The organism is Bacillus sp. JK62, assembly GCF_053663455.1.
The window spans coordinates 42,340-60,452 of record NZ_JBSJQA010000006.1; the positions used below are offsets into that span (position 1 = coordinate 42,340).

General features: G+C 44.5%; 24 protein-coding genes and 1 pseudogene. 14 read left to right on the top strand and 11 right to left on the bottom strand.

Annotated elements, in window-relative coordinates; all coding sequences use genetic code 11:
• Window positions 1-148: 148 nt before the first annotated feature.
• A complete protein-coding gene (locus tag ACWJJ4_RS13955) occupies window positions 149-733 on the bottom strand; it encodes a DUF421 domain-containing protein (protein ID WP_454021730.1) in 585 nt (194 codons plus the stop codon).
• A gap of 346 nt (window positions 734-1,079) precedes the next feature.
• Entirely contained in the window at window positions 1,080-1,343 is a 264-nt protein-coding gene (locus ACWJJ4_RS13960) for a hypothetical protein (protein ID WP_031378986.1), read from the bottom strand.
• Window positions 1,344-1,565: 222 nt separating this feature from the next.
• Here ACWJJ4_RS13960 and ACWJJ4_RS13965 point away from each other — a divergent pair, with 222 nt between their 5' ends.
• Window positions 1,566-1,874: an MGMT family protein gene (locus ACWJJ4_RS13965; RefSeq protein WP_014305272.1), complete on the top strand. Its 309-nt coding sequence runs from the start codon at window positions 1,566-1,568 to the stop codon at window positions 1,872-1,874.
• Window positions 1,875-1,903: 29 nt separating this feature from the next.
• Here the strand turns inward: ACWJJ4_RS13965 and ACWJJ4_RS13970 are convergent, their stop codons facing one another.
• On the bottom strand, window positions 1,904-2,512 hold the full coding sequence (locus ACWJJ4_RS13970; RefSeq protein ID WP_077722495.1) for a GNAT family N-acetyltransferase: 609 nt from the start codon (window positions 2,510-2,512) through the stop codon (window positions 1,904-1,906).
• Window positions 2,513-2,677: 165 nt separating this feature from the next.
• Here ACWJJ4_RS13970 and ACWJJ4_RS13975 point away from each other — a divergent pair, with 165 nt between their 5' ends.
• The 7 genes from ACWJJ4_RS13975 to ACWJJ4_RS14005 all read left to right on the top strand — a co-directional run bounded on the left by ACWJJ4_RS13975 (window position 2,678) and on the right by ACWJJ4_RS14005 (window position 9,742).
• Window positions 2,678-3,778, top strand: coding sequence for a type III polyketide synthase (locus ACWJJ4_RS13975; RefSeq protein WP_094247848.1), 1,101 nt, complete (start codon window positions 2,678-2,680; stop codon window positions 3,776-3,778).
• The gene (locus ACWJJ4_RS13980) at window positions 3,778-4,284 is read left to right on the top strand and encodes an isoprenylcysteine carboxyl methyltransferase family protein (protein ID WP_003153565.1); all 507 of its coding nucleotides are present in this window, start codon (window positions 3,778-3,780) and stop codon (window positions 4,282-4,284) included. Before ACWJJ4_RS13975 ends, ACWJJ4_RS13980 begins: the two co-directional genes overlap by 1 nt.
• 72 nt (window positions 4,285-4,356) lie before the next feature.
• Window positions 4,357-4,452 carry a Fur-regulated basic protein FbpC gene (gene fbpC / locus ACWJJ4_RS13985; RefSeq protein WP_025284905.1) on the top strand — a complete coding sequence of 32 codons (96 nt, stop codon included), beginning with the start codon at window positions 4,357-4,359 and terminating at the stop codon, window positions 4,450-4,452.
• Window positions 4,453-4,632: 180 nt separating this feature from the next.
• Entirely contained in the window at window positions 4,633-8,214 is a 3,582-nt protein-coding gene (locus tag ACWJJ4_RS13990; RefSeq protein ID WP_454021731.1) for a dynamin family protein, read from the top strand.
• 67 nt (window positions 8,215-8,281) lie between these two features.
• Window positions 8,282-8,539 (top strand): YpbS family protein, encoded by a 258-nt coding sequence (locus ACWJJ4_RS13995; protein WP_454021732.1) that lies wholly within the window; start codon window positions 8,282-8,284, stop codon window positions 8,537-8,539.
• Between the two features lie 76 nt (window positions 8,540-8,615).
• A complete protein-coding gene (locus tag ACWJJ4_RS14000; RefSeq protein ID WP_003153570.1) occupies window positions 8,616-8,759 on the top strand; it encodes a hypothetical protein in 144 nt (47 codons plus the stop codon).
• A 95-nt stretch (window positions 8,760-8,854) separates the two neighbouring features.
• Entirely contained in the window at window positions 8,855-9,742 is an 888-nt protein-coding gene (locus ACWJJ4_RS14005; protein ID WP_070082003.1) for a 5'-3' exonuclease, read from the top strand.
• Between the two features lie 5 nt (window positions 9,743-9,747).
• Here ACWJJ4_RS14005 and sspL read toward each other — a convergent pair whose 3' ends face one another.
• Genes sspL through ACWJJ4_RS14020 form a run of 3 tightly spaced genes read right to left on the bottom strand, consistent with a single transcriptional unit; the run spans window position 9,748 to window position 11,007 of the window.
• On the bottom strand, window positions 9,748-9,876 hold the full coding sequence (gene sspL / locus ACWJJ4_RS14010) for a small, acid-soluble spore protein L (protein ID WP_003153575.1): 129 nt from the start codon (window positions 9,874-9,876) through the stop codon (window positions 9,748-9,750).
• A 51-nt stretch (window positions 9,877-9,927) separates the two neighbouring features.
• A complete protein-coding gene (locus ACWJJ4_RS14015) occupies window positions 9,928-10,320 on the bottom strand; it encodes a reverse transcriptase-like protein (protein ID WP_031378992.1) in 393 nt (130 codons plus the stop codon).
• Between the two features lie 6 nt (window positions 10,321-10,326).
• Window positions 10,327-11,007, bottom strand: a complete 681-nt coding sequence (locus tag ACWJJ4_RS14020; protein WP_003153578.1) for a queuosine precursor transporter — start codon at window positions 11,005-11,007, stop codon at window positions 10,327-10,329.
• Between the two features lie 81 nt (window positions 11,008-11,088).
• Between ACWJJ4_RS14020 and ACWJJ4_RS14025 the strand changes: the two genes are divergently transcribed.
• Both ACWJJ4_RS14025 and ACWJJ4_RS14030 read left to right on the top strand, forming a co-directional pair.
• Entirely contained in the window at window positions 11,089-11,760 is a 672-nt protein-coding gene (locus ACWJJ4_RS14025) for a ribonuclease H family protein (protein ID WP_024085518.1), read from the top strand.
• 2 nt (window positions 11,761-11,762) lie between these two features.
• Window positions 11,763-11,945, top strand: a complete 183-nt coding sequence (locus ACWJJ4_RS14030; protein WP_003153581.1) for a zinc-finger domain-containing protein — start codon at window positions 11,763-11,765, stop codon at window positions 11,943-11,945.
• 26 nt (window positions 11,946-11,971) lie between these two features.
• Here the strand turns inward: ACWJJ4_RS14030 and ACWJJ4_RS14035 are convergent, their stop codons facing one another.
• Window positions 11,972-12,229 carry a DUF2564 family protein gene (locus tag ACWJJ4_RS14035; RefSeq protein ID WP_007409519.1) on the bottom strand — a complete coding sequence of 86 codons (258 nt, stop codon included), beginning with the start codon at window positions 12,227-12,229 and terminating at the stop codon, window positions 11,972-11,974.
• A gap of 161 nt (window positions 12,230-12,390) precedes the next feature.
• On the opposite strand from ACWJJ4_RS14035, the gene ACWJJ4_RS14040 reads away from it, so the two are divergent.
• Window positions 12,391-12,573, top strand: a complete 183-nt coding sequence (locus ACWJJ4_RS14040) for a hypothetical protein (protein WP_070082002.1) — start codon at window positions 12,391-12,393, stop codon at window positions 12,571-12,573.
• 51 nt (window positions 12,574-12,624) lie between these two features.
• Here the strand turns inward: ACWJJ4_RS14040 and cspD are convergent, their stop codons facing one another.
• The 4 genes and pseudogenes from cspD to metA form a co-directional block, all read right to left on the bottom strand.
• The gene (cspD, locus tag ACWJJ4_RS14045) at window positions 12,625-12,825 is read right to left on the bottom strand and encodes a cold-shock protein CspD (RefSeq protein ID WP_003153604.1); all 201 of its coding nucleotides are present in this window, start codon (window positions 12,823-12,825) and stop codon (window positions 12,625-12,627) included.
• A 15-nt stretch (window positions 12,826-12,840) separates the two neighbouring features.
• Window positions 12,841-12,952, bottom strand: a pseudogene (locus ACWJJ4_RS14050) (hypothetical protein); the annotation flags it as partial.
• A 94-nt stretch (window positions 12,953-13,046) separates the two neighbouring features.
• Window positions 13,047-14,189, bottom strand: coding sequence for a diglucosyl diacylglycerol synthase (locus tag ACWJJ4_RS14055; RefSeq protein WP_007409520.1), 1,143 nt, complete (start codon window positions 14,187-14,189; stop codon window positions 13,047-13,049).
• Between the two features lie 224 nt (window positions 14,190-14,413).
• Entirely contained in the window at window positions 14,414-15,319 is a 906-nt protein-coding gene (metA, locus tag ACWJJ4_RS14060) for a homoserine O-acetyltransferase MetA (protein WP_003153608.1), read from the bottom strand.
• Between the two features lie 284 nt (window positions 15,320-15,603).
• On the opposite strand from metA, the gene ACWJJ4_RS14065 reads away from it, so the two are divergent.
• The 3 genes from ACWJJ4_RS14065 (at window position 15,604) to ACWJJ4_RS14075 (ending at window position 17,908) form a co-directional block, all read left to right on the top strand.
• A complete protein-coding gene (locus ACWJJ4_RS14065) occupies window positions 15,604-16,086 on the top strand; it encodes a glutathione peroxidase (RefSeq protein ID WP_454021733.1) in 483 nt (160 codons plus the stop codon).
• An 11-nt stretch (window positions 16,087-16,097) separates the two neighbouring features.
• Window positions 16,098-16,706 (top strand): HD domain-containing protein, encoded by a 609-nt coding sequence (locus ACWJJ4_RS14070; protein WP_071391713.1) that lies wholly within the window; start codon window positions 16,098-16,100, stop codon window positions 16,704-16,706.
• Window positions 16,707-16,774: 68 nt separating this feature from the next.
• Entirely contained in the window at window positions 16,775-17,908 is a 1,134-nt protein-coding gene (locus ACWJJ4_RS14075) for a conserved virulence factor C family protein (RefSeq protein WP_046559705.1), read from the top strand.
• Window positions 17,909-18,113: the final 205 nt, after the last annotated feature.

Below are 18,113 nucleotides of genomic sequence, written 5' to 3' on the forward strand. Positions count from 1 at the left end.
GCATACAAGGACCTCGTCGGAAAAAAGGCATCTGCTTCAGATGCTTTTTTTGTTTCTTATAAACCGATTTCGGTAAAAAATGATCGGCGGTTAACGGTCTGGATCCGGCTTCGGTTTTGAATAACAAAAGGTTTTACTAATCAGCGAATTATTCAAGATTTTTTGGCTTGTGCTGAGTCTGATGTCTTTTGATTTCCTCAAATAGATTGGCTTGACCCTCTGTTTGAGATGGAGACTCATTGTTAAGGAATTTTGGATCGATCACATTTTTAAGATCTTTGATGGTTAAAGGCTTACAGTCATCTTTTAATTCGTAGCCTAATTGTCCATTAGCTTCTAAAGTGGCATATTTAATTGTGTTTATTTTTGAAATGCCAAGAAGCCTTAAACGCATTTCGAGTTGATCTGCTGTCAGTCTCAGCTTCTTTAAGTTTTCTATATTGAGTTGGCCGTCTTCTATAACGAATTTAGATTTTTCGGTAAAAAAAAATTCAATCCAGCTTACTTTTACTTGAAACCATTCCATCAAAATCAAAGCACTAAAAAGGATAGACGCAGCGATTAATGTTTTCAATAAACCAGTTTCTAAAATGGGGTGAACGATAATCGTACCGATTGAAATCATCACCATTGTCTGTGCGATGGTCATTTGTGCAATGGATTTTCTCCCTGAAATTCTCAGTAAAATCATTCCGAATGCAATTATAATTAATTCTTCCCAAGCAAATCTCATGTTATCACCCTGGATGGTGTTTTATCAAAAATAAAAGAGCAAGTAAGAGGTTTCTTAACGTTAGCTGGGGAACTCAGGCGTCGATAAAATGTTCCGGATTGATAGAGTTGAGACTCGGCTTTTGGATAGACACGCGGGAGAGAATTTTAGATTATGTGTTTTTGCGTCTAAAAGCAGAAAACAGTACGACTGATAATGATCATCGGGTGAAATGAAATTACGCACCTAGGTGCTATATGCTGGATCAATTATAAAAGGCAGTGAAACTAAAAAAAGGGGCAAAGCCCCCTTATATTAGCAGCTTTTTAGTTGTTACTTAAGACAATCATTCCGCCGTCATGAAAAATCAGCTTTTGTAGACGGCTGTCCAAGTGCCATCAGCACCATGGAAGGTGATGTTGTCTAAATAATAGGTGATTCCATTCTGGTAAATTGAAGTAGGATAATCAGGGCCAGAACCATTAAGTATGAACGTCGCCAAAGCAGATACTTCCTTCGTTTTGCTTTCTGCAGAAGGTGTATCAGCAGGACCTGCGGCAAAAGCAGGGGCGGCAGAACAGAGTAAAGCGAGTGATAGGGCTGAGCCGGCTAAAGCTTTTTTCATTTTCATTGCAAACACTCCTTTTCTTTTTTAATACAATTGTATTATTACATATTATGTTAAACATGTACATACCTATCTTTGTTAATTTTTTGTGAACAAAGAGATAATCTATTTAAACGCAGAGATGTAATAAGTATGATGATGAAGCAATTATCATCTATAAAAATAAGATCAGGAAGTGGCTGATTTTCTCGAAAATCATCTGCTTCTTGCGAAATGAGGAGTTACATGACATTTACGGAACGGGCGGTAGCCATTATCAAACAGATTCCTGAAGGAAAAGTGATGACGTACGGTCAAATTGCCGGTCTTGCGGGAAGTCCGCGGGGAGCAAGGCAGGTTGTGCGGATTCTTCACTCCATGAGTAAAAAGCATCGTCTTCCTTGGCACAGGGTCATCAATGCAAAGGGTGAAATCGGATTAAGAGATGAAGAGATGTTTTCTGTACAGAAGCTGTCTCTTGAAGCTGAGGGGGTAGCGGTCACGTCAGACGGACGGATCGATCTCAATTTATACGTCCATGATCCGAATATGTAAAAAACCTGCCGTATATATCGGCAGGTTTTTCAGTTATATGCTGCGAGCCGGCCAGAAAGGTTTTGCCGGATATAAGGCCATTCCTCCCGAAGGATGGAGTAGTAGGCGGTATCTCTGAGGCCGCCGTCGACAGCCGGAATATGCGCGCGGCGGATTCCTTCAAATTGGGCACCGATCCGCAAAATCGCAGTTCGTGAGCGCTGGTTGCGAACATCGGTTTTCAGCGTCACCCTGACAGCTTGCCACGCGTCAAACGCATGGGTCAGCAACAGAAGTTTACATTCCGTATTGACACCGGTCCGCTGTACGGCAGAGGCATACCATGTGCTGCCGATCTCACACACTTCCGGGGCTGCGTCCGCCGGCCGCGTAAACACTTCCGCATCCATAAACCGCGTGCTTCCGACGATTCGCTCTGTTTCAAGACTCCGTACTGCAAATGGCAATGCAAGTCCTTTTTCATAATCGGAAAGCGCACGTTCAATATAACGCTTTGTTTCTTCGATTCCGTCAGGAACATGGGTGTAAGCGTAAGTCGTCCTATTTCCTGAAGCAGCTTCACAAAGTGCCTGAGTGTGATCAATCGTCATCGGCTCTAACTGAACGAGTGACCCTTTAAGAATGACGGGTTTCAGCATGCTTATCACAACCTTTTTTTATGAATGGGTCAAGTATAGTCGAACGGTTTATCATTCAAAAGGGCCAATTTTAAATTAAAATGGCATGTCAGTGAAATCCTCGATTCAAACTTATGCATACATTCAGGAAAAAAGCGGAAACCTTTATGTGAAGAGGTGATGGGCATGGCATATGTGTTGTCGGTCGGAACGAGCATTCCGAAGTATCATGTCTCGCAAGAAACGGCGGCGGATTTTGCGAGAGGGATGTTTGCCGATTCATTTAAGGATATTGATCGGCTGTTAAAAGCCTTTCAAAACGGCGAAATTGAATCAAGGCAGTTTGTCCGGCCGATTGAATGGTATAAAACGGCGCGGGGTTTTTCAGAAAAGAACCGGCTGTATACGGAAGAAACCGTTAAGCATAGTGCGGATGCGGCGCTTGATTGTTTAACAAACCCGGATTGTTTAACAAATCCCTTCCCATATGAAAAAGTGGATGCGATCTTTTTTATTTCCAGCACCGGGCTTTCGACACCCAGCATTGAAGCGAAAGTGATGAATCAGCTGCCGTTTTCTGCGAAAACAAAACGGATACCGATCTGGGGCTTAGGATGCGCGGGCGGAGCGGCCGGCCTGTCCAGGGCGTACGAATACTGCCGCGCATATCCTGAAGCATACGTGCTTGTCATCGCGGCTGAACTCTGCAGCTTAACGTTTCAGCCGAACGACAAGTCAAAAAGCAACTTAATCGGAACTTCCCTGTTTGCGGACGGAATTGCCGCAGTACTAATCGGAGGGGAAAAGGCGAACCGAAACGACGTCAAACAGCCGCTTCTTCCGCGGATATTTGCCACTCAATCGGTGATGATGCCGGATGCGGAAGATGTGATGGGCTGGGAATTCACCGACAGCGGTTTTCAAGTCATTTTTTCAAGAGATATTCCCACCCTGGTTTCACAGTGGCTGAAGGACAATGTTGATGAATTTTTATTAGAATATGGTGTCGATCCTCACGACATTAAAACCTTTCTTGCCCATCCAGGCGGGAAAAAGGTCATTGACGCCTATTTAACGAGTCTTTCAATGGACACCGGTCAGCTTGCGGCATCTCGGAAGGTGCTGCAAAAACACGGCAACATGTCTTCCGCAACTATTTTTCACGTGATAAAAGAACAGTTGCTCCGCGGCCGGCAGAAAGAAAACGAAAAAGGGCTGATCGGCGCTCTCGGGCCGGGATTTTCGTCTGAGCTTTTGCTGTTCAGCTGGGAAAAGGGGGCTTCTTAATGTTTTGGCTGTTTATCATGCTGCTTGCGGCCCAGCGGATTGCGGAGATGATCGTGGCCCGGCGCAATGAGCAGAAGGTGAAAAAGCAAGGCGCAGTCGAATACGGAGAAGGACATTATCCCTTTCTCGTCCTGATGCACGTGCTCTTTTTTGTCTCTCTTACAGCTGAGGTGGCGGCGTTTCAAAAAACGCTTTCTCCAAGGTGGGCCGCCATTATATGTATTATTTTATTTGTACAGGGGATCAGGTATTGGGCTCTATTATCATTAGGGCGGTATTGGAATACGAAAATTCTTGTCGTGCCGGATGCGGAGCTTGTCAGAAAGGGGCCGTACAGGTGGATGAAGCACCCGAACTACGCGGTCGTCATCTTAGAATTTATTTTTCTGCCGCTGTTATACGGAGCATATTGGACACTGTTTCTCTTTTCGATTCTCAATGCCTGCATGCTCACTGTGAGGATTCGCGCCGAAGAGAAAGCGCTAGAAGAAAACACCGCAAAATAGAGATTGAAAATCATTCTCACTCATGATAAGATGTAAATATGAAAATGATTCTCATTCAAGGTGGTGCCGAAAATGACAATGTTATTTTTATTTGCAGCCGTTTGTACATACAGTGTTTTAATTGGTTTCGTATTGAAAAAAGTTTCGAATAAATCGATGTCTTCTTAAACATCTGCGGTTTTTAATGCCGCGGGTGTTTTTTTTATCAGCTGCCGATATCGGCGGCTTTTTTACGTTTCCTGAAGAAAAGTGGGCCATTCTTGTGTAAAATGGGGGAGAGGTTTTTTTCAGAGCTTTCTAAAAATGAAAACGTCATTTGATGCGACAGACACAAAGGGGTAAAGACACATGACAGAAGAAGAACGCCATAACAGGGAGATTTTCAGCAGAACGGGTGCCTTATACGCACAATTTTTGGATCACCAGGATGAAAAACGGGCCGATCAGCTCGCGGCCATTATGAAAAAAGCGGCTGATGAAGAGGTTTATATCGCGTTTACCGGGCATTATTCGGCCGGAAAGTCCTCTTTATTAAACACATTGCTTGGTGAAGACATACTGCCGACAAGCCCGATTCCCACAAGCGCCAACCTCGTTGTCATCCGGCACGGTGAAGATAAAGTCGTGCTTCATACGACGGACGGGGCTTATGCAGAAATTAAAGGAAGTTACGATAAAGAACAAGTGCAGCAATTCTGTAAAGACGGTGAGCAAATTGAAACGGTGGAAGTCTATGCCGGCTTTAAGGAGTCAGAGCCTTATGCGGCCTACATTGACACACCGGGAATTGATTCGACGGACGAAGCGCATTTTTTATCTGCCGCTTCGGTTCTCCATCAGGCTGACGCTTTATTTTACGTCGTTCATTATAATCACGTTCATTCAGAAGAAAATATGCTGTTTCTCAGCTCCATCAAAGACCGTATTCCGAATTTGTTTCTGATCGTCAACCAAATTGACAGGCATGATGAAACCGAAACGAAGTTTGAAGAGTACCGCAGGCAGGTGGAAGATATGCTTGAAGGCGCGGGAATACCGAAAGAATCGCTTTTCTTTACGTCTGTCACTGATCCTGACCATCCTTTAAACGGCATGGAACAGCTGAAAAAACATCTGCAGAAGCTGAAACAGCAGGCAAAATCAAATTTATGGTCCTTAACGGAGAGAAAAGTCGCACACTTAGTCAAAGAGCATACAGAGATGCTCGTAAAAGAAGATAAAAACGGCAGCGGAGAGCAGTTTGACAAACAAGAAGCACTTGTCCGTTCTGTTGAAGATGAGCTTAAAAAAGCCGTTCAACAGGCTGAAACAGCAGAGAAAGACATCAGAAAAGACGTGCAGAACATATTGCAGAACGCTAATCTGACACCCTTTGAGATGAGGGAGCTTGCATCTGCTTATATTGAATCACAGCAGCCCTCATTTAAAACCGGATTATTCTTTTCAAAAGCGAAAACGACTCAGGAGAAAGAGAGAAGGCATGCTGAATTTTTTGCCGATATTAAAAAAAGAACGGAAGGGGAAGCGGATTGGCATATTATCGACACATTTACGAAAGCGGCCAAGCGGTATGAAGCGGATTCGGACGAACTGATCAAGAAAATCCAGGCGTACCGCACACCGCTTTCTGATGATATCACCGCTCAGGCCATTAAGCAGGGAGCGGCCTTTTCATCTGAATACGTATTAACTTATACGAAAGACCTCGCTGAGATGATCAGAAGGGAAGCCAAAAGACAAACAGCGGAACTCATTGAGGAGCTGACCGCTTATGTTCAGGCAAAAAACGGACCGCTCATTGACAACTTGAAAAACCGGCTCGAAAAAGAAAAGAAGATAAGGGATGAGCTCGCGCAATCGGCAAAAGAAGAACGCAATGCCTTGGAAAAAGCAGCCCGAGTCCGCGCTTTGTGGGAAGAAGAATTGACCTGTGATACGGGAAGCGGCGACTGGTATACGCGAAAAAAACGCCTTGCAAAAGCGCCCGTCCAAATAGAGAAACCAAAAGAGACTGTACAGTATGAAGTAAACAAGCCCGAAAAAAATGCGATGAAGGAACTTCCTATAAAAGAGCAGACTGATCGGTTCTATGAGCTTGCCGGGATTCTTGAATCCTCGAGCATATTAGAAAAACAGGCAGAAGCCTTTCGAAGCAGGATTGAGCGGCTTGAAAACCGCCAGTTTACCTTGGCGTTATTCGGCGGATTCAGTTCCGGTAAATCATCATTTGCAAATGCGCTTGTCGGTGAATACGTGCTTCCGTCATCACCGACGCCCACAACGGCTACGATCAACAAAATAACGAAACCGCAAGACGGCAAACCGCATAAATCTGCGGAGATCGTTTTTAAAACGGAGGAGGAGCTGGACGCTGAAATGCTTCAGCTCACTGAGCTGAAAGACGCTGATGTAAAGGGACGTTCACTGAAAGAGAGATGGAATTATGCCATTAAAAAGGGAAAAGTTCCGGATGAACTTATCCCGGTGATTCAGACGATGCTGCAGGCGTTTGATACGTATGAAGAACAGATCCGTCAAAGGCTGACACTGACGGTGCCGGTTGAAGATTTAAAACCGTATGCAGCGGAAGAAAAAACGGCCTGCTGCGTAAAAGAAGTCACCGTGTATTATGATTCGCCTCTCACGCAAAAAGGCATCACCATTGTTGATACGCCGGGAGCAAGCAGTATAAACAAGCGCCATACGGAACTTGCCTTTCAATATATAAAAGATGCTGACGCGTTCTTTTATATGACGTACTATCAGCATTCTTTTTCAAAAGGAGACAGGTCTTTTCTGAAGAAACTCGGCCTCGTCAAAGAATCATTCGGCATGGATAAAATGTTTTTTGTCATTAACGCCGCAGATCTGGCCAAAACCGAAAGCGAGCTGGAAACCGTCAAAGACTATGTCCGCTCAGAACTCTCAAAAGAGGGAATTAACCGGCCGAAATTATATCATGTCTCAAGTAAAGAAGAGCTTGCGGGTAAAAAAGCAGCTTTTTATAACAGGTTCTCTGATGTAAGAACCGGGCTTGAGCACTTTATTGAGGAAGATGTAATGAGGGCAAGCTGCCACCAGCTGAAAACAGAGGCCGACAAATTGTGCGATATGGTGGAACAGCTTCACGAATCTCTTCACCAGTCGGCAGAAGAAAAAGAGAAAAAGAAACAGCGTCTGGAGTCTTCCTATGAAAAAGCTCTCGCTGACATTTCAAAGCGCCGTACGTCTGAGGTCATCATTCGAAAAGTGATGAAAGATACGGAAGAGCAGCTCTATCACATTAAACATCGCCTGACGTTTTATGCGAATGATATGCTGAAAACCGCCTTCCATCCGGGTCTTCAAAACGGTGATTGGAAACAAAATATATCAGCGGCGCTGAATGAAGCGCTCAAAGAATTCCGTTTTGAATATATTCAAGAGCTGAAAACGCTCGATATCCGGATGACCGGTTTTATTGAGCGCCATATGACTGAGGAATGGATGGAAAACTGTCAGAAGAAGCTTATGGAAGACGGAGATTTCTCTATTTATGTGAGCGCCGAAAACGAATTTGCCGTTCAGCTGAAAGAGGTCGCTCCGGTCATTGACGTCTCGGCATTCACACATCACATAAAAGAAGTTAAATCGCCGAAGCAGTTTTTTGAACAGAACGGAAAAAGAGCGTTTGTGGAAGGGCTCAGGCTCAGCCTGCAAAAAGTGACAGAAAAGTGGCTTGAGCAGGAGAAAGAAAGCCTTTCAGAGCGATATACTGAGCAGGTGCGCCGTCTGCAAGAAGACATGGCGGATAAAAGCCTGTCCCAGATCCGCGAGCAGCGGGACACTTATTTACAAGGTCTTGCGGAAAATACGAGTGCAAGGGAAATTGAACACCTTTACGAAGCCGAAAAAGCATGGAAAAAGAAAGATGAAATGCTGAAAATTTAAAAATCCGGTTGGCGGGCAGATAACAGTCGTGGTAGACTAAAATGAAAAAAGCGAGATGAAACCTTTTATGTCAGAAGTCCATAAAGCAATTTCAGCACATTCCGCAAAACAGCATCAGCACGTCAAAACATTTGTACAGCTTGACTATGAGCGTGAACAGGCCATTGAAGAAGCCATTGTAAAATGCAGACAGAATGAACAGTTCACGACAGATGCCATTAATGGCATCACCGCAAAAATGAACCAGCTGGCGAAAAAGGGCATCGTGCCGCAAAGACGATTCGTAAGTGAAGAGATGGTGAAAGAATTCGTCGGCAGACAGTAATGGATGAACCTGCCGCGTGTGTCATCAGCGCTTGCTGTACATACTATCCGTATCTTCTCTAAAGGGGGATATGACCATGGGCAGAACAAAACTGGGAAACAGAAATGCTCAGCAGAATAACAATGCCAAAAAGAAAAACGGCTTCGGACAGAAATTTGATTCTTATGCCGGCCGTGAAGCTGAAAAGCTGATGGCAAGCAATAAAAGACACGGTGAGTAACGTGACGGCAGCATCTTCCAAATGGGGGGATGCTGTTTTTTTACCGCCTTCTTTGGTAAAATAGGAACATTGAATAAAAAAAGGAGTTTCGATATATGAATAACAAATTACTGCTCGTTGACGGCATGGCGCTTTTGTTCCGCTCGTTTTTCGCGACGGCCGTTCATCGCAATTTTATGATAAATGAAAACGGAATCCCGACAAACGGCGTCAACGGTTTTTTAAAGCATCTCATCACAGCGGTTGATACGTTTCAGCCCACACATGTCGTCTGCTGCTGGGATATGGGAAGCAAAACGTACCGCAATGATTTGTTTCAAGATTATAAGGCCAACAGAAGCGAACCGCCGCTTGAGCTGATTCCGCAATTTGATTTAGCGAAAGAAGCAGCGCGAGAGCTCGGGTTTTTAAACATCGGCATAAAAGGCTATGAGGCGGATGACTGTATCGGTACGCTTTCTGCCCTATTTGCCGGGGAAGCGGAAATTACGATTGTAACGGGTGATAAAGATCTGCTTCAATTGCTGAATGAACAAGTTCAAGTAGCGCTGCTGCAAAAGGGTATCGGCAATTATAAGGTATATACAGATGAGATATTCAGAGAAGAAACGGGAGTTCCGCCAAAAGCGCTGATTGACATTAAGGCGCTGATGGGAGACACAAGCGATAACTATCCCGGCGTTAAAGGGATCGGGGAAAAAACGGCGTACAAGCTGATCCGTGAATACGAAAACATAGAACGGTTATTAGAAAGCCTCGCTCTCTTGCCGAAGGGCCAGCAAACGAAAATTCAGCAAAGCTTGAAAGAATTGGAGCTGTCAAGGCAGCTTGCTGAAATACATTGCGAGGTGCCGTTAGTCTGTACGCTTGAAGAAGCACTTTTTTCATTGAAGATGGAGGAAGCATCCTTAATGCTCAGACGCCATCAGATAAAAGGAATTGAAAGAATGCTCGAAAAGCTGAACGCCAGAGAGATCAGCTGATCCCTCTAGCGTTTTGTATTGCTTTTTTTTGCGTTGTTTTCAAGGGCTGATTTCGGGTCTTTATGCGCATTTCCTTCCATATTTCCCTGAGGATTCACGCCCCCGGTCAGCCGGCCTTTATTTTCTTTTCTCACAGCTGTTCACCTCATTTGTAGGATGAACAGTGAGACGCAATTTCATTCCGGTTATTTATTCAGCCGAATCGCTTTTTTTGCGAGCTGATCGGCTGTTTGGTTTTGTCTGCCGGGAATCCACTTAATAAAAAACAATGGAAACCCGGCCTTTAATCGGACGATTTCATCCACAAACGGCTGGAAAGCCTTGTTTTTAACCGCTTCAAGATCCGCGGCCCGCTCCACGATATCCGAATCCGTCCGGAATGACACGGACTCAAATCCGCGGGCGGCACACAGCTTCATTCCTTCAATTAAAGCGAGAAATTCAGCTTCCTGATTTGAATGGTCGCCGATCGGAATTGAGAAAGATTCTGTTTTCCCGTCATGTTTAATAAAAATACCGATACCGGAGGGGCCCGGGTTTCCGGCGCTTGCACCGTCCACGTAAATTTCAGCAGGCATCATCCGTCACTCTCCCTTCGGTGTCATTCGTTTTGCCGCATACGCATAAGGGACAGAAATGAGTGATACCGCAAATTTAATCAGGTAAGTCGAAATAAAGATGCTGAACCATACGCCCGCGGAATAAACGCCGATAAAGGCCACGGCAGTGAAGATAAATGTATCCAGCAGCTGGCTGAGCGCCGTGCTTCCGCTGTTTCTGAGCCAGAGAAGCCTGTCTGAAGGAAAGATTCTCCGAATGGCTGAATATACATAAACATCTATCGTTTGGCTGAAAATAAAAGCCAAGAGGCTTCCGAGCGCAACACGCGGCAGAAAACCGAAAATCGTCTCAAGGGCAGGCTGTGCGATATCTGACGCAGCCGGTTTATATAAAAGAGCCCCCTGCATGGCGCATGTTAAAGCGAGCAGAGTGGAAAAGCCGAGCCAGACGGCTTTGCGCGCTTCCCGGGGACCGTATTTTTCGTTCAGCACATCCGTTGCGAAGAAAACGGTGCCGTACATGATATTTCCCAGTGTTGCCGTGAGCCCGAACAGCTCAACTGTTTTGACAACCTGCAAGTTGGCGCACACCGTGGCGAAACCGATCCATACGAATAGGCCCGTTTTGCCAAATCCTTTATAAAACAGAAGAACAATGATAAAATGAATGACCGCAAATAAGATCCATAACACATCGTTAAACAAAACCTGCTGACTTCCTTTCAATTTGAGAATGGTTTGATTATAGCACACGCCCGTCAACTAATGAATGGTAAGGTGATTTCAATGAATCTTAAGCCGTATATCGAAATAGAAGCAAAAGGAACAGGCCCTGTCGCGTTTTTTTCCGAAGATTGGCTGACCGTTCCGAAAGCGCGCATGCTTGCAAGAGAAGTCAGCCGCTTTCCTTATATAAAAGACATTTATTTTGAGGATGAAAAAGGCGCGAGCTGGACGCTTAAAGAATTAGAAAAGCTTACTGAAGAACTTGCGTACGAACCTGACGACATTACAGTGTATTTCGACGGCGGCTTTGACAAAACAAGCGGACGCGCAGGACTCGGAATTGTCGTGTATTATTCTCTCGGCGGCAAGCGGCATCGCATACGGAAAAATAAAAGCTTAACGCTTCAGACGAACAATGAGGCGGAATATGCCGCTTTGTACGAAGCACTTAAGGAAGTGCAGGAACTTGGCGCAAGCAGAAATTCAATCACGATAAGAGGGGATTCCCTCGTCGTTTTGCATCAGCTTGACGGCAGCTGGCCGTGTTATGATGAAACGCAAAACGAATGGCTGGATAAAATTGAAGCGCTGCTCGAATCCTTAAAGCTGACACCGACATATGAAGCCGTAAACCGAAAGGAAAATCAAGAAGCGGATGACCTTGCCAGAAAAATTCTCTCGGACCGGCAGATTGAAAGCCGCATAACATTAGAAGGTAACGGAGATGACTGATATTGGATAAAAAAAGCATTTATAAAGAATTGACAGAGCTTCAGGATGAATATTGTAAAGACTGTTTCGTAAAAAAGCATTTCCGCAAAGAGTTTGGAAAAACGCACGCTCATTCTTTCTGTATCAACCAATGCACGGTGGGGGAGAAGCTGAAAGCCTACGGCAAGGTGCTGACAAATCAATAAAAAATAAAACCGCAGCTTCTGCGGTTTTATTTTTCGAATTCATCAAGCTGATGCTGGCAATCGTCGAGAAGCATTCGCTGCTTTTGCAGAAAATCCTGGTCGAGAGCTTGCAGTTCACTGGATTGTGACATCGTTCTGGCATCCTGAATCGCTTGGTAAGCAGATTCCACCAAAGTTGAATTTTGGCCCCGGGTAGCCGCTCCCGTTGTTTTCTGGGCAGTTTCCACCGCTAATTCAAGCTGGCGTTTATCCGTCAGTCCGTTTGGAAAAAATTCAGAGTCCATTAAAAAACACCTCCGCAAATAGTTTGGAGATTTTTTTTAGAAATATGTACGGAAAATAGAAAAAAATATAGAAAATAAGCCGATATAACTATTGAACCTGATTAATTAGGGCTTATTTACTATTATTCAGGGTATCTTGGGAGAGAAGGGAAAAACCAGCCGTGAATGATAATGATTTAAAAACAATCCTTCAGCAGACATTTAAAGAAATATACGGTGATTTGGGAAGTTTAGCGGAAATGGCAAAAAAAGGTATTCCGTCAAAGGAGAAGCAAATTGAAGAAATCGAGCAGCGCTGTAAGCAGAATCTTGTCGCAATTGAGATTCAGACGGCAATCAAATAGGAGAGGCATACGCCTCTCCTCTATTTGTCATCTGATCAACATGTATTGAGTTTAGAGTTTTACAACATTAGAAGCTTGAGGTCCACGATTACCTTCGACAATTTCAAAAGAAACTTCTTGTCCTTCTTCTAATGATTTGTATCCTTCTCCTTCGATAGCAGTGAAGTGAACAAATACGTCGTCTCCGCCTTCAACTTCGATGAAGCCGAATCCTTTTTCGTTATTGAACCATTTTACTTTACCGTTTTGCATATTGCTTAATTCCTCCTAGTACTGTAGCACCTTCGTGCTAAAAAAAATTTTGTCATCATCCAACCGTACGTATGTAAACGTTGTTAAATGATGGTTCAACTATACACCATATGGGAGCGGGCGTCAAGCGGCCGCTCCCTATTTTTTATCTTTATTTTTCCAGTAACAAAGCTTAACCGGAAAAAAACAAAAAGCACACGAATCGTTCGTGTGCTTTTCTTTTACGATAATGCCATATCCGCCTTCCCGGCCATCATTTCAGATTCTTTTATAATGTCCTGCAAAATGACTTCAGAAGAGTTGGGGAGGTGAAGGCTTTTAATATTGTCCTTCATCCGGTTCAGCTTCTCCTCATCCGCAAGAAGGGAGGTGACAGACTCTAAAATTTCTTCGTGGCGGTTGACCACGACAGCCGCACCGCGATCTTCAAAGAAAATGGCGTTTTCTTTTTCCTGTCCGGGAACCGGTTTGTACAAAATAACGGGTACTCCGATCGCCGTCGCTTCCGTCAGTGTGATGCCGCCTGGTTTTGTGATCATGCAGTCCGTAATACGGAACAGCTCGTCAATTCTTTCTACATAGCCCAGCACTTTCAGCCGGTCGGCATTGTCACCTTCCAAGCTGCTGAGGGATTCTTTCAGCGAGCTGTTTTTGCCGCATACCACCACAACCTGCACCTGATCGTCATGAACGAGATTTTCGCACAGTTCTTTTACGTTTTTCAGCACACCATGCGCTCCCGCCATAATAAGAAGAACTTTTTTGTCGGGAGAGAGATTGTATTTTTTATAAATCGGTTCTTTCGGCATCGATTCCTCGAATTGAGGCCTGATGGGAATGCCTGTGATCTTTACGTTGTTCGGGTGAGTGCCGATTTCAATCAGTTTTTCCTTCACGTAATCTGTGGCGACATAATATTTATCAACATTTTCATGAACCCAGATTTTGTGAAGGCAGAAATCGGTCATAACGTTGAACGTCGGGATCACTTTTCCGGTTCTCCGTCTGTATTCCGGTACGACAATCATCGGAAATGTATTGATAATAATGTCCGGCTTATGCTCTTCGACGAGCTGGCCTAAACGTTTATTTCCCATTTTAAAATAAATATTGAATTTGCGTTTATTATAGATTTTGTCAACTCCGTAATAAAACAAACGATAAAACTGTTTCCCGATTGAGAAGCTTTTTAAATAAAGGTATTGAGTAACCTCTGAAACAATCGGATTTGACTCTTGATACAAATTGGAAACCGTCACATCTAAGCCGAGACGCAGACATTGTTCGTAGAGCGTTTTGGCCACTTGAACATGCCCGTTTCCGTAATTTGCAGTCAAAATTAATACTTTTTTATTGGTATTCAAGTAAATTCACCTCAATGTAATCAACAACAAGCAAGCTTCATGCATCGTAAGGAGTTATTGTCTATAGATAAACATAACACAAGTGCATCATTTTATAATAAGCGCGGCAACATATTTAAACTAAATTTAATTGATATGTTCCATTATTTTAAAGTTTTGTTATACGCATACTGAATCAAGAGTATTTTATCATATTTTTGTCACCGTATCACTCAAAACAAAAATTAATCCCATTCATACGGGGTTTCCTGATATACGTAATAATTCAGCCAATTCATAAACAATAACGTTGCATGAGCTTTCCAGCGGTTAACAGGTTCTTTCCCGCCGGGCGCAAAATAGTGCTTAGGAGCTTCTACGTTTGAAAGATTTCTCTCTATGTCTCTCTCATACTCCTGAAGCAGCGTATCGGTATCATATTCCGGATGACCCGTTAAGAAAATCTGTTTTTCGTCTTTTGAAACGATTAAACAGACCCCCGCTTCCTCTGAAACGCTGAGCACATCCAGATCCGAAGCCGATTGCAGCTGCTCTGTATTAATATCTGTATGCCGTGAGTGGGGCACATAGTATAGCTCGTCAAATCCTCTTACCAATCTCTCATGTTTTTTAAGAACGGTATGCTCAAACACACCGAAGATTTTTTTCGGCAGCTCCACTTTCTCAATGCCGTAATGATAGTATAAACCGGCTTGAGCGCCCCAGCAGATATGGAGTGTTGAAGTGACGTTCGTTTTGCTCCATTCCATGATTTCCTTCAATTCTTCCCAGTAAGAAACATCTTCAAACGGCAGGTGCTCAATCGGAGCCCCGGTAATAATCATTCCGTCAAACCGTTTGTGGCGGATGCTGGAAAAATCCGTATAAAATTCATCCAGATGCTGCCTTGCCGTATTTTTTGGAGTATGTGTGCTCGGAATTAAGAACGTAAAGTGAACTTGTAAAGGTGAATTCCCAAGCATCCTGAGGAGCTGGGTTTCCGTTTGGATTTTTTTCGGCATCAGATTTAAAATCACGATCTTCTGCGGCCGGATATCCTGATGAAAAGCCCGGCTTTCATCCATTACAAAGATGTGTTCACTTTCAAGCACCTGCTTAGCGGGCAGGTGATTTGGTATATTAATAGGCAACATGCCACCTCCGTTATTCCCCGTTAATTTTCTTCATTATAGAAATTTTTAAGCCATTTTTCAATCCATCCTGGCGCAATAAACCGCATTTAACGCATAATGACAGGGATAAAAGCGGTAAATGGACATAAAATTCGGAGCGGCTCTTTATTATGACGGGTAAAGAGCCGTTTGGTTCCTCGAAAAAAACGTTTTCCGTTAAGTGGAAGGAAAAAGCGGTTACCGTTTGTTTTGCAGTGTAAAACAGGTAAAATAAATGAAGAATGTAAAAAGGAGGGCCGCAGATGACAATTTACGATATAAACGTAGTGACCATAACAGGCGAAGACATGACGCTATCGGCTTACAGAGGCAAGGTGATGATCATTGTGAATACAGCAAGCAAATGCGGGTTCACATCCCAGCTCAAGCAGCTTCAGGAGCTCTATGATACATATCGGGAGGAAGGTCTTGAAATATTGGGATTTCCCTGCAACCAATTCATGAATCAAGAACCTGGAAACGAAGCGGAAATTCAAGAGTTCTGTGTGAAAAACTACGGAGTCACATTCCCGATGTTTGCGAAAGTTGATGTCAATGGAGCAGACGCTCATCCTCTCTTCACATATCTGACGGAGCAGGCGAAGGGGATGCTCGGCACAAAAGCGGTCAAATGGAATTTCACTAAGTTTATCGTGGACCGAAACGGTGAAGTCACCGGGCGTTTTTCACCGAACGTCAACCCAAAAGAGCTTGAAGATACGGTGCAGAGGCTTTTGGCCCAATAAGAGGTGATACGGTGAACGAAAAAGAGCAGCTGGAAAGCGTCAGGAATTGGGTCAGAGAAAAGCTTATCAATGAACGTACGGGCCATGACTGGCTTCATATTTCCCGGGTCGCAGCACTTTCTGTTTATATGGCAAAAGAAGAAGGCGCCGACTTATTTATCACTGAGACGGCCGCGCTGGTTCATGATCTGATTGACGCCAAGCTCGAAAAAAGCGAAAGGCTGACGGCAGGCGAAGTGACAGAACGGCTGGCTGCTTTCAACATTGCGGCTGGCTCCATTGAGGAGATCGCGGATATCATCACGAGAATGTCATTCAGACACAGGGAACTGCTGATAAAGCGGCCGCTTTCATTGGAGGGGAAAGTTGTTCAGGATGCAGACATGCTTGATGCGATCGGCGCAGCGGGCATCGGCAGGGCTTTTATGTTTGCCGGCGCGAAGGGTCACCCGATGTACGGAACTCAAACAAGTGTGCTGGCCCATATAGAGGATAAATTAATCAAGCTTAAAGGCTTAATGAATACAAAAGCGGGGGCCGGTTTAGCAGAGGAGCGGCATCAATTTCTTTTGCAGTTCGCCGCCCGTATCCAAAAAGAGGCCGGCATCGGCAAAAGCTAAGCGGCGCAATAGAACGCTTGTGCCGACTATGTTAGAATAAGTGTCAGATTGCGCATAGGAGGACCAATATGAAGATTAAATCAATAGAACCGACGCCGAGTCCGAACACGATGAAAGTGATTTTGACTGAAGAGCTTCCGGCGGGGAAAAGCAACAATTACAAGCCCGATCAGGCAGATGATGCTCCGGCCGTCGTACGTGATATTTTAAACATTGAAGGAGTAAAGGGCGTTTATCACGTTGCCGATTTTCTGGCTGTGGAGAGAAACGCCCGTTTTGACTGGAAGGACATTCTGCCTCAGGTCCGTTCCGCTTTCGGAATGGAACATACGGAGCAGTCTGAGAGCCGTTCTGAACAGGAATCGTTCGGTGAAGTGAAGGTTTTCGTACAAATGTTCAGCGGAATCCCGATGCAGGTCAAATTGACGGACGGCGAACGTGAAGAGCGCTTCGGCCTTCCGGAACGTTTCCAAGAAGCCATCTTAAAGCTGCGTTCCGAAGCTTCAAATGTTGTATTTGAGCGGGCTTGGAAAGAACAAGGCGTGCGTTTCGGGGATTTTACCGAAATCGGACACGATGTCACAGAAGAGCTTCAGGCCGCCTACAGTGATGAGCGGCTCAAACGCCTGACAGAAGCAGCCGTACAGCAAAAGGGTGAGGCCAAACCGGCAGTGCAGCGGAAAGCTTATAAAGTGACTTTGGAAATGCTCGATGATGAAGACTGGAAACAGCGCTATGCCCATCTTGAGCAAATGGATCCGGATGAAGACGATTTACCAGTATTGGAAAAGGCGCTGCATGATCCGAAGACTTCGATCAGAAGACAAGCCGTCGTTTATTTGGGAATGATCGAAAAGCCGTCTGTGCTTCCGCTGTTATACAAAGCGCTTGAAGACAAAACGGTGACGGTCAGAAGGACGGCGGGTGACTGTCTGTCGGATCTCGGCGATGCGAGCGCCATCCCGGCTATGATGAAATCGCTCAGTGACTCAAGCAAGCTCGTGCGCTGGCGCGCGGCCATGTTTTTATATGAAGTCGGCGATGAAAGCGCGCTGGAAGCATTAAAAGCGGCGGAAGACGATCCGGAATTCGAAGTCAGCCTGCAAGTCAAAATGGCGATTGAACGGATTGAGCACGGAGAAGAGGCGAAAGGTTCAGTCTGGAAACAAATGACTGAAAGCAGAAAAAAAGAACAGTTATAACAAAAAGGTGCGCCATGCACCTTTTTTATTTGAATTCACTTTTTATAAAAATTATTTAGAATATTGTTGAAAAATGATTCAAAACTCTATATAGTAAGTACAATATTAATTGTTGGAGGGTTTTTATCGAAATACAGAAAGAATAGAAAAGCGAGACAGGGCAAAGACACTGTAAACAGGTAATTTGCAGAACGCGCCCTAGAAT

Bases quoted from the DNA above. Each gene is read 5' to 3' on its own strand.
- ACWJJ4_RS13955 (WP_454021730.1), bottom strand. From the start codon at position 733: ATGAGATTTGCTTGGGAAGAATTAATTATAATTGCATTCGGAATGATT.
- ACWJJ4_RS13965 (WP_014305272.1), top strand. From the start codon at position 1,566: ATGACATTTACGGAACGGGCGGTAGCCATTATCAAACAGATTCCTGAA.
- cspD (WP_003153604.1), bottom strand. From the start codon at position 12,825: ATGCAAAACGGTAAAGTAAAATGGTTCAATAACGAAAAAGGATTCGGC.
- ACWJJ4_RS14035 (WP_007409519.1), bottom strand. From the start codon at position 12,229: ATGGACTCTGAATTTTTTCCAAACGGACTGACGGATAAACGCCAGCTT.
- ACWJJ4_RS14065 (WP_454021733.1), top strand. From the start codon at position 15,604: ATGACAATTTACGATATAAACGTAGTGACCATAACAGGCGAAGACATG.
- ACWJJ4_RS14075 (WP_046559705.1), top strand. From the start codon at position 16,775: ATGAAGATTAAATCAATAGAACCGACGCCGAGTCCGAACACGATGAAA.
- ACWJJ4_RS14000 (WP_003153570.1), top strand. From the start codon at position 8,616: ATGGGCAGAACAAAACTGGGAAACAGAAATGCTCAGCAGAATAACAAT.
- ACWJJ4_RS13980 (WP_003153565.1), top strand. From the start codon at position 3,778: ATGTTTTGGCTGTTTATCATGCTGCTTGCGGCCCAGCGGATTGCGGAG.
- ACWJJ4_RS13995 (WP_454021732.1), top strand. From the start codon at position 8,282: ATGTCAGAAGTCCATAAAGCAATTTCAGCACATTCCGCAAAACAGCAT.
- ACWJJ4_RS14025 (WP_024085518.1), top strand. From the start codon at position 11,089: ATGAATCTTAAGCCGTATATCGAAATAGAAGCAAAAGGAACAGGCCCT.
- ACWJJ4_RS13970 (WP_077722495.1), bottom strand. From the start codon at position 2,512: ATGCTGAAACCCGTCATTCTTAAAGGGTCACTCGTTCAGTTAGAGCCG.
- ACWJJ4_RS14015 (WP_031378992.1), bottom strand. From the start codon at position 10,320: ATGCCTGCTGAAATTTACGTGGACGGTGCAAGCGCCGGAAACCCGGGC.
- fbpC (WP_025284905.1), top strand. From the start codon at position 4,357: ATGACAATGTTATTTTTATTTGCAGCCGTTTGTACATACAGTGTTTTA.
- ACWJJ4_RS13990 (WP_454021731.1), top strand. From the start codon at position 4,633: ATGACAGAAGAAGAACGCCATAACAGGGAGATTTTCAGCAGAACGGGT.
- ACWJJ4_RS14005 (WP_070082003.1), top strand. From the start codon at position 8,855: ATGAATAACAAATTACTGCTCGTTGACGGCATGGCGCTTTTGTTCCGC.
- ACWJJ4_RS13960 (WP_031378986.1), bottom strand. From the start codon at position 1,343: ATGAAAATGAAAAAAGCTTTAGCCGGCTCAGCCCTATCACTCGCTTTA.
- ACWJJ4_RS13975 (WP_094247848.1), top strand. From the start codon at position 2,678: ATGGCATATGTGTTGTCGGTCGGAACGAGCATTCCGAAGTATCATGTC.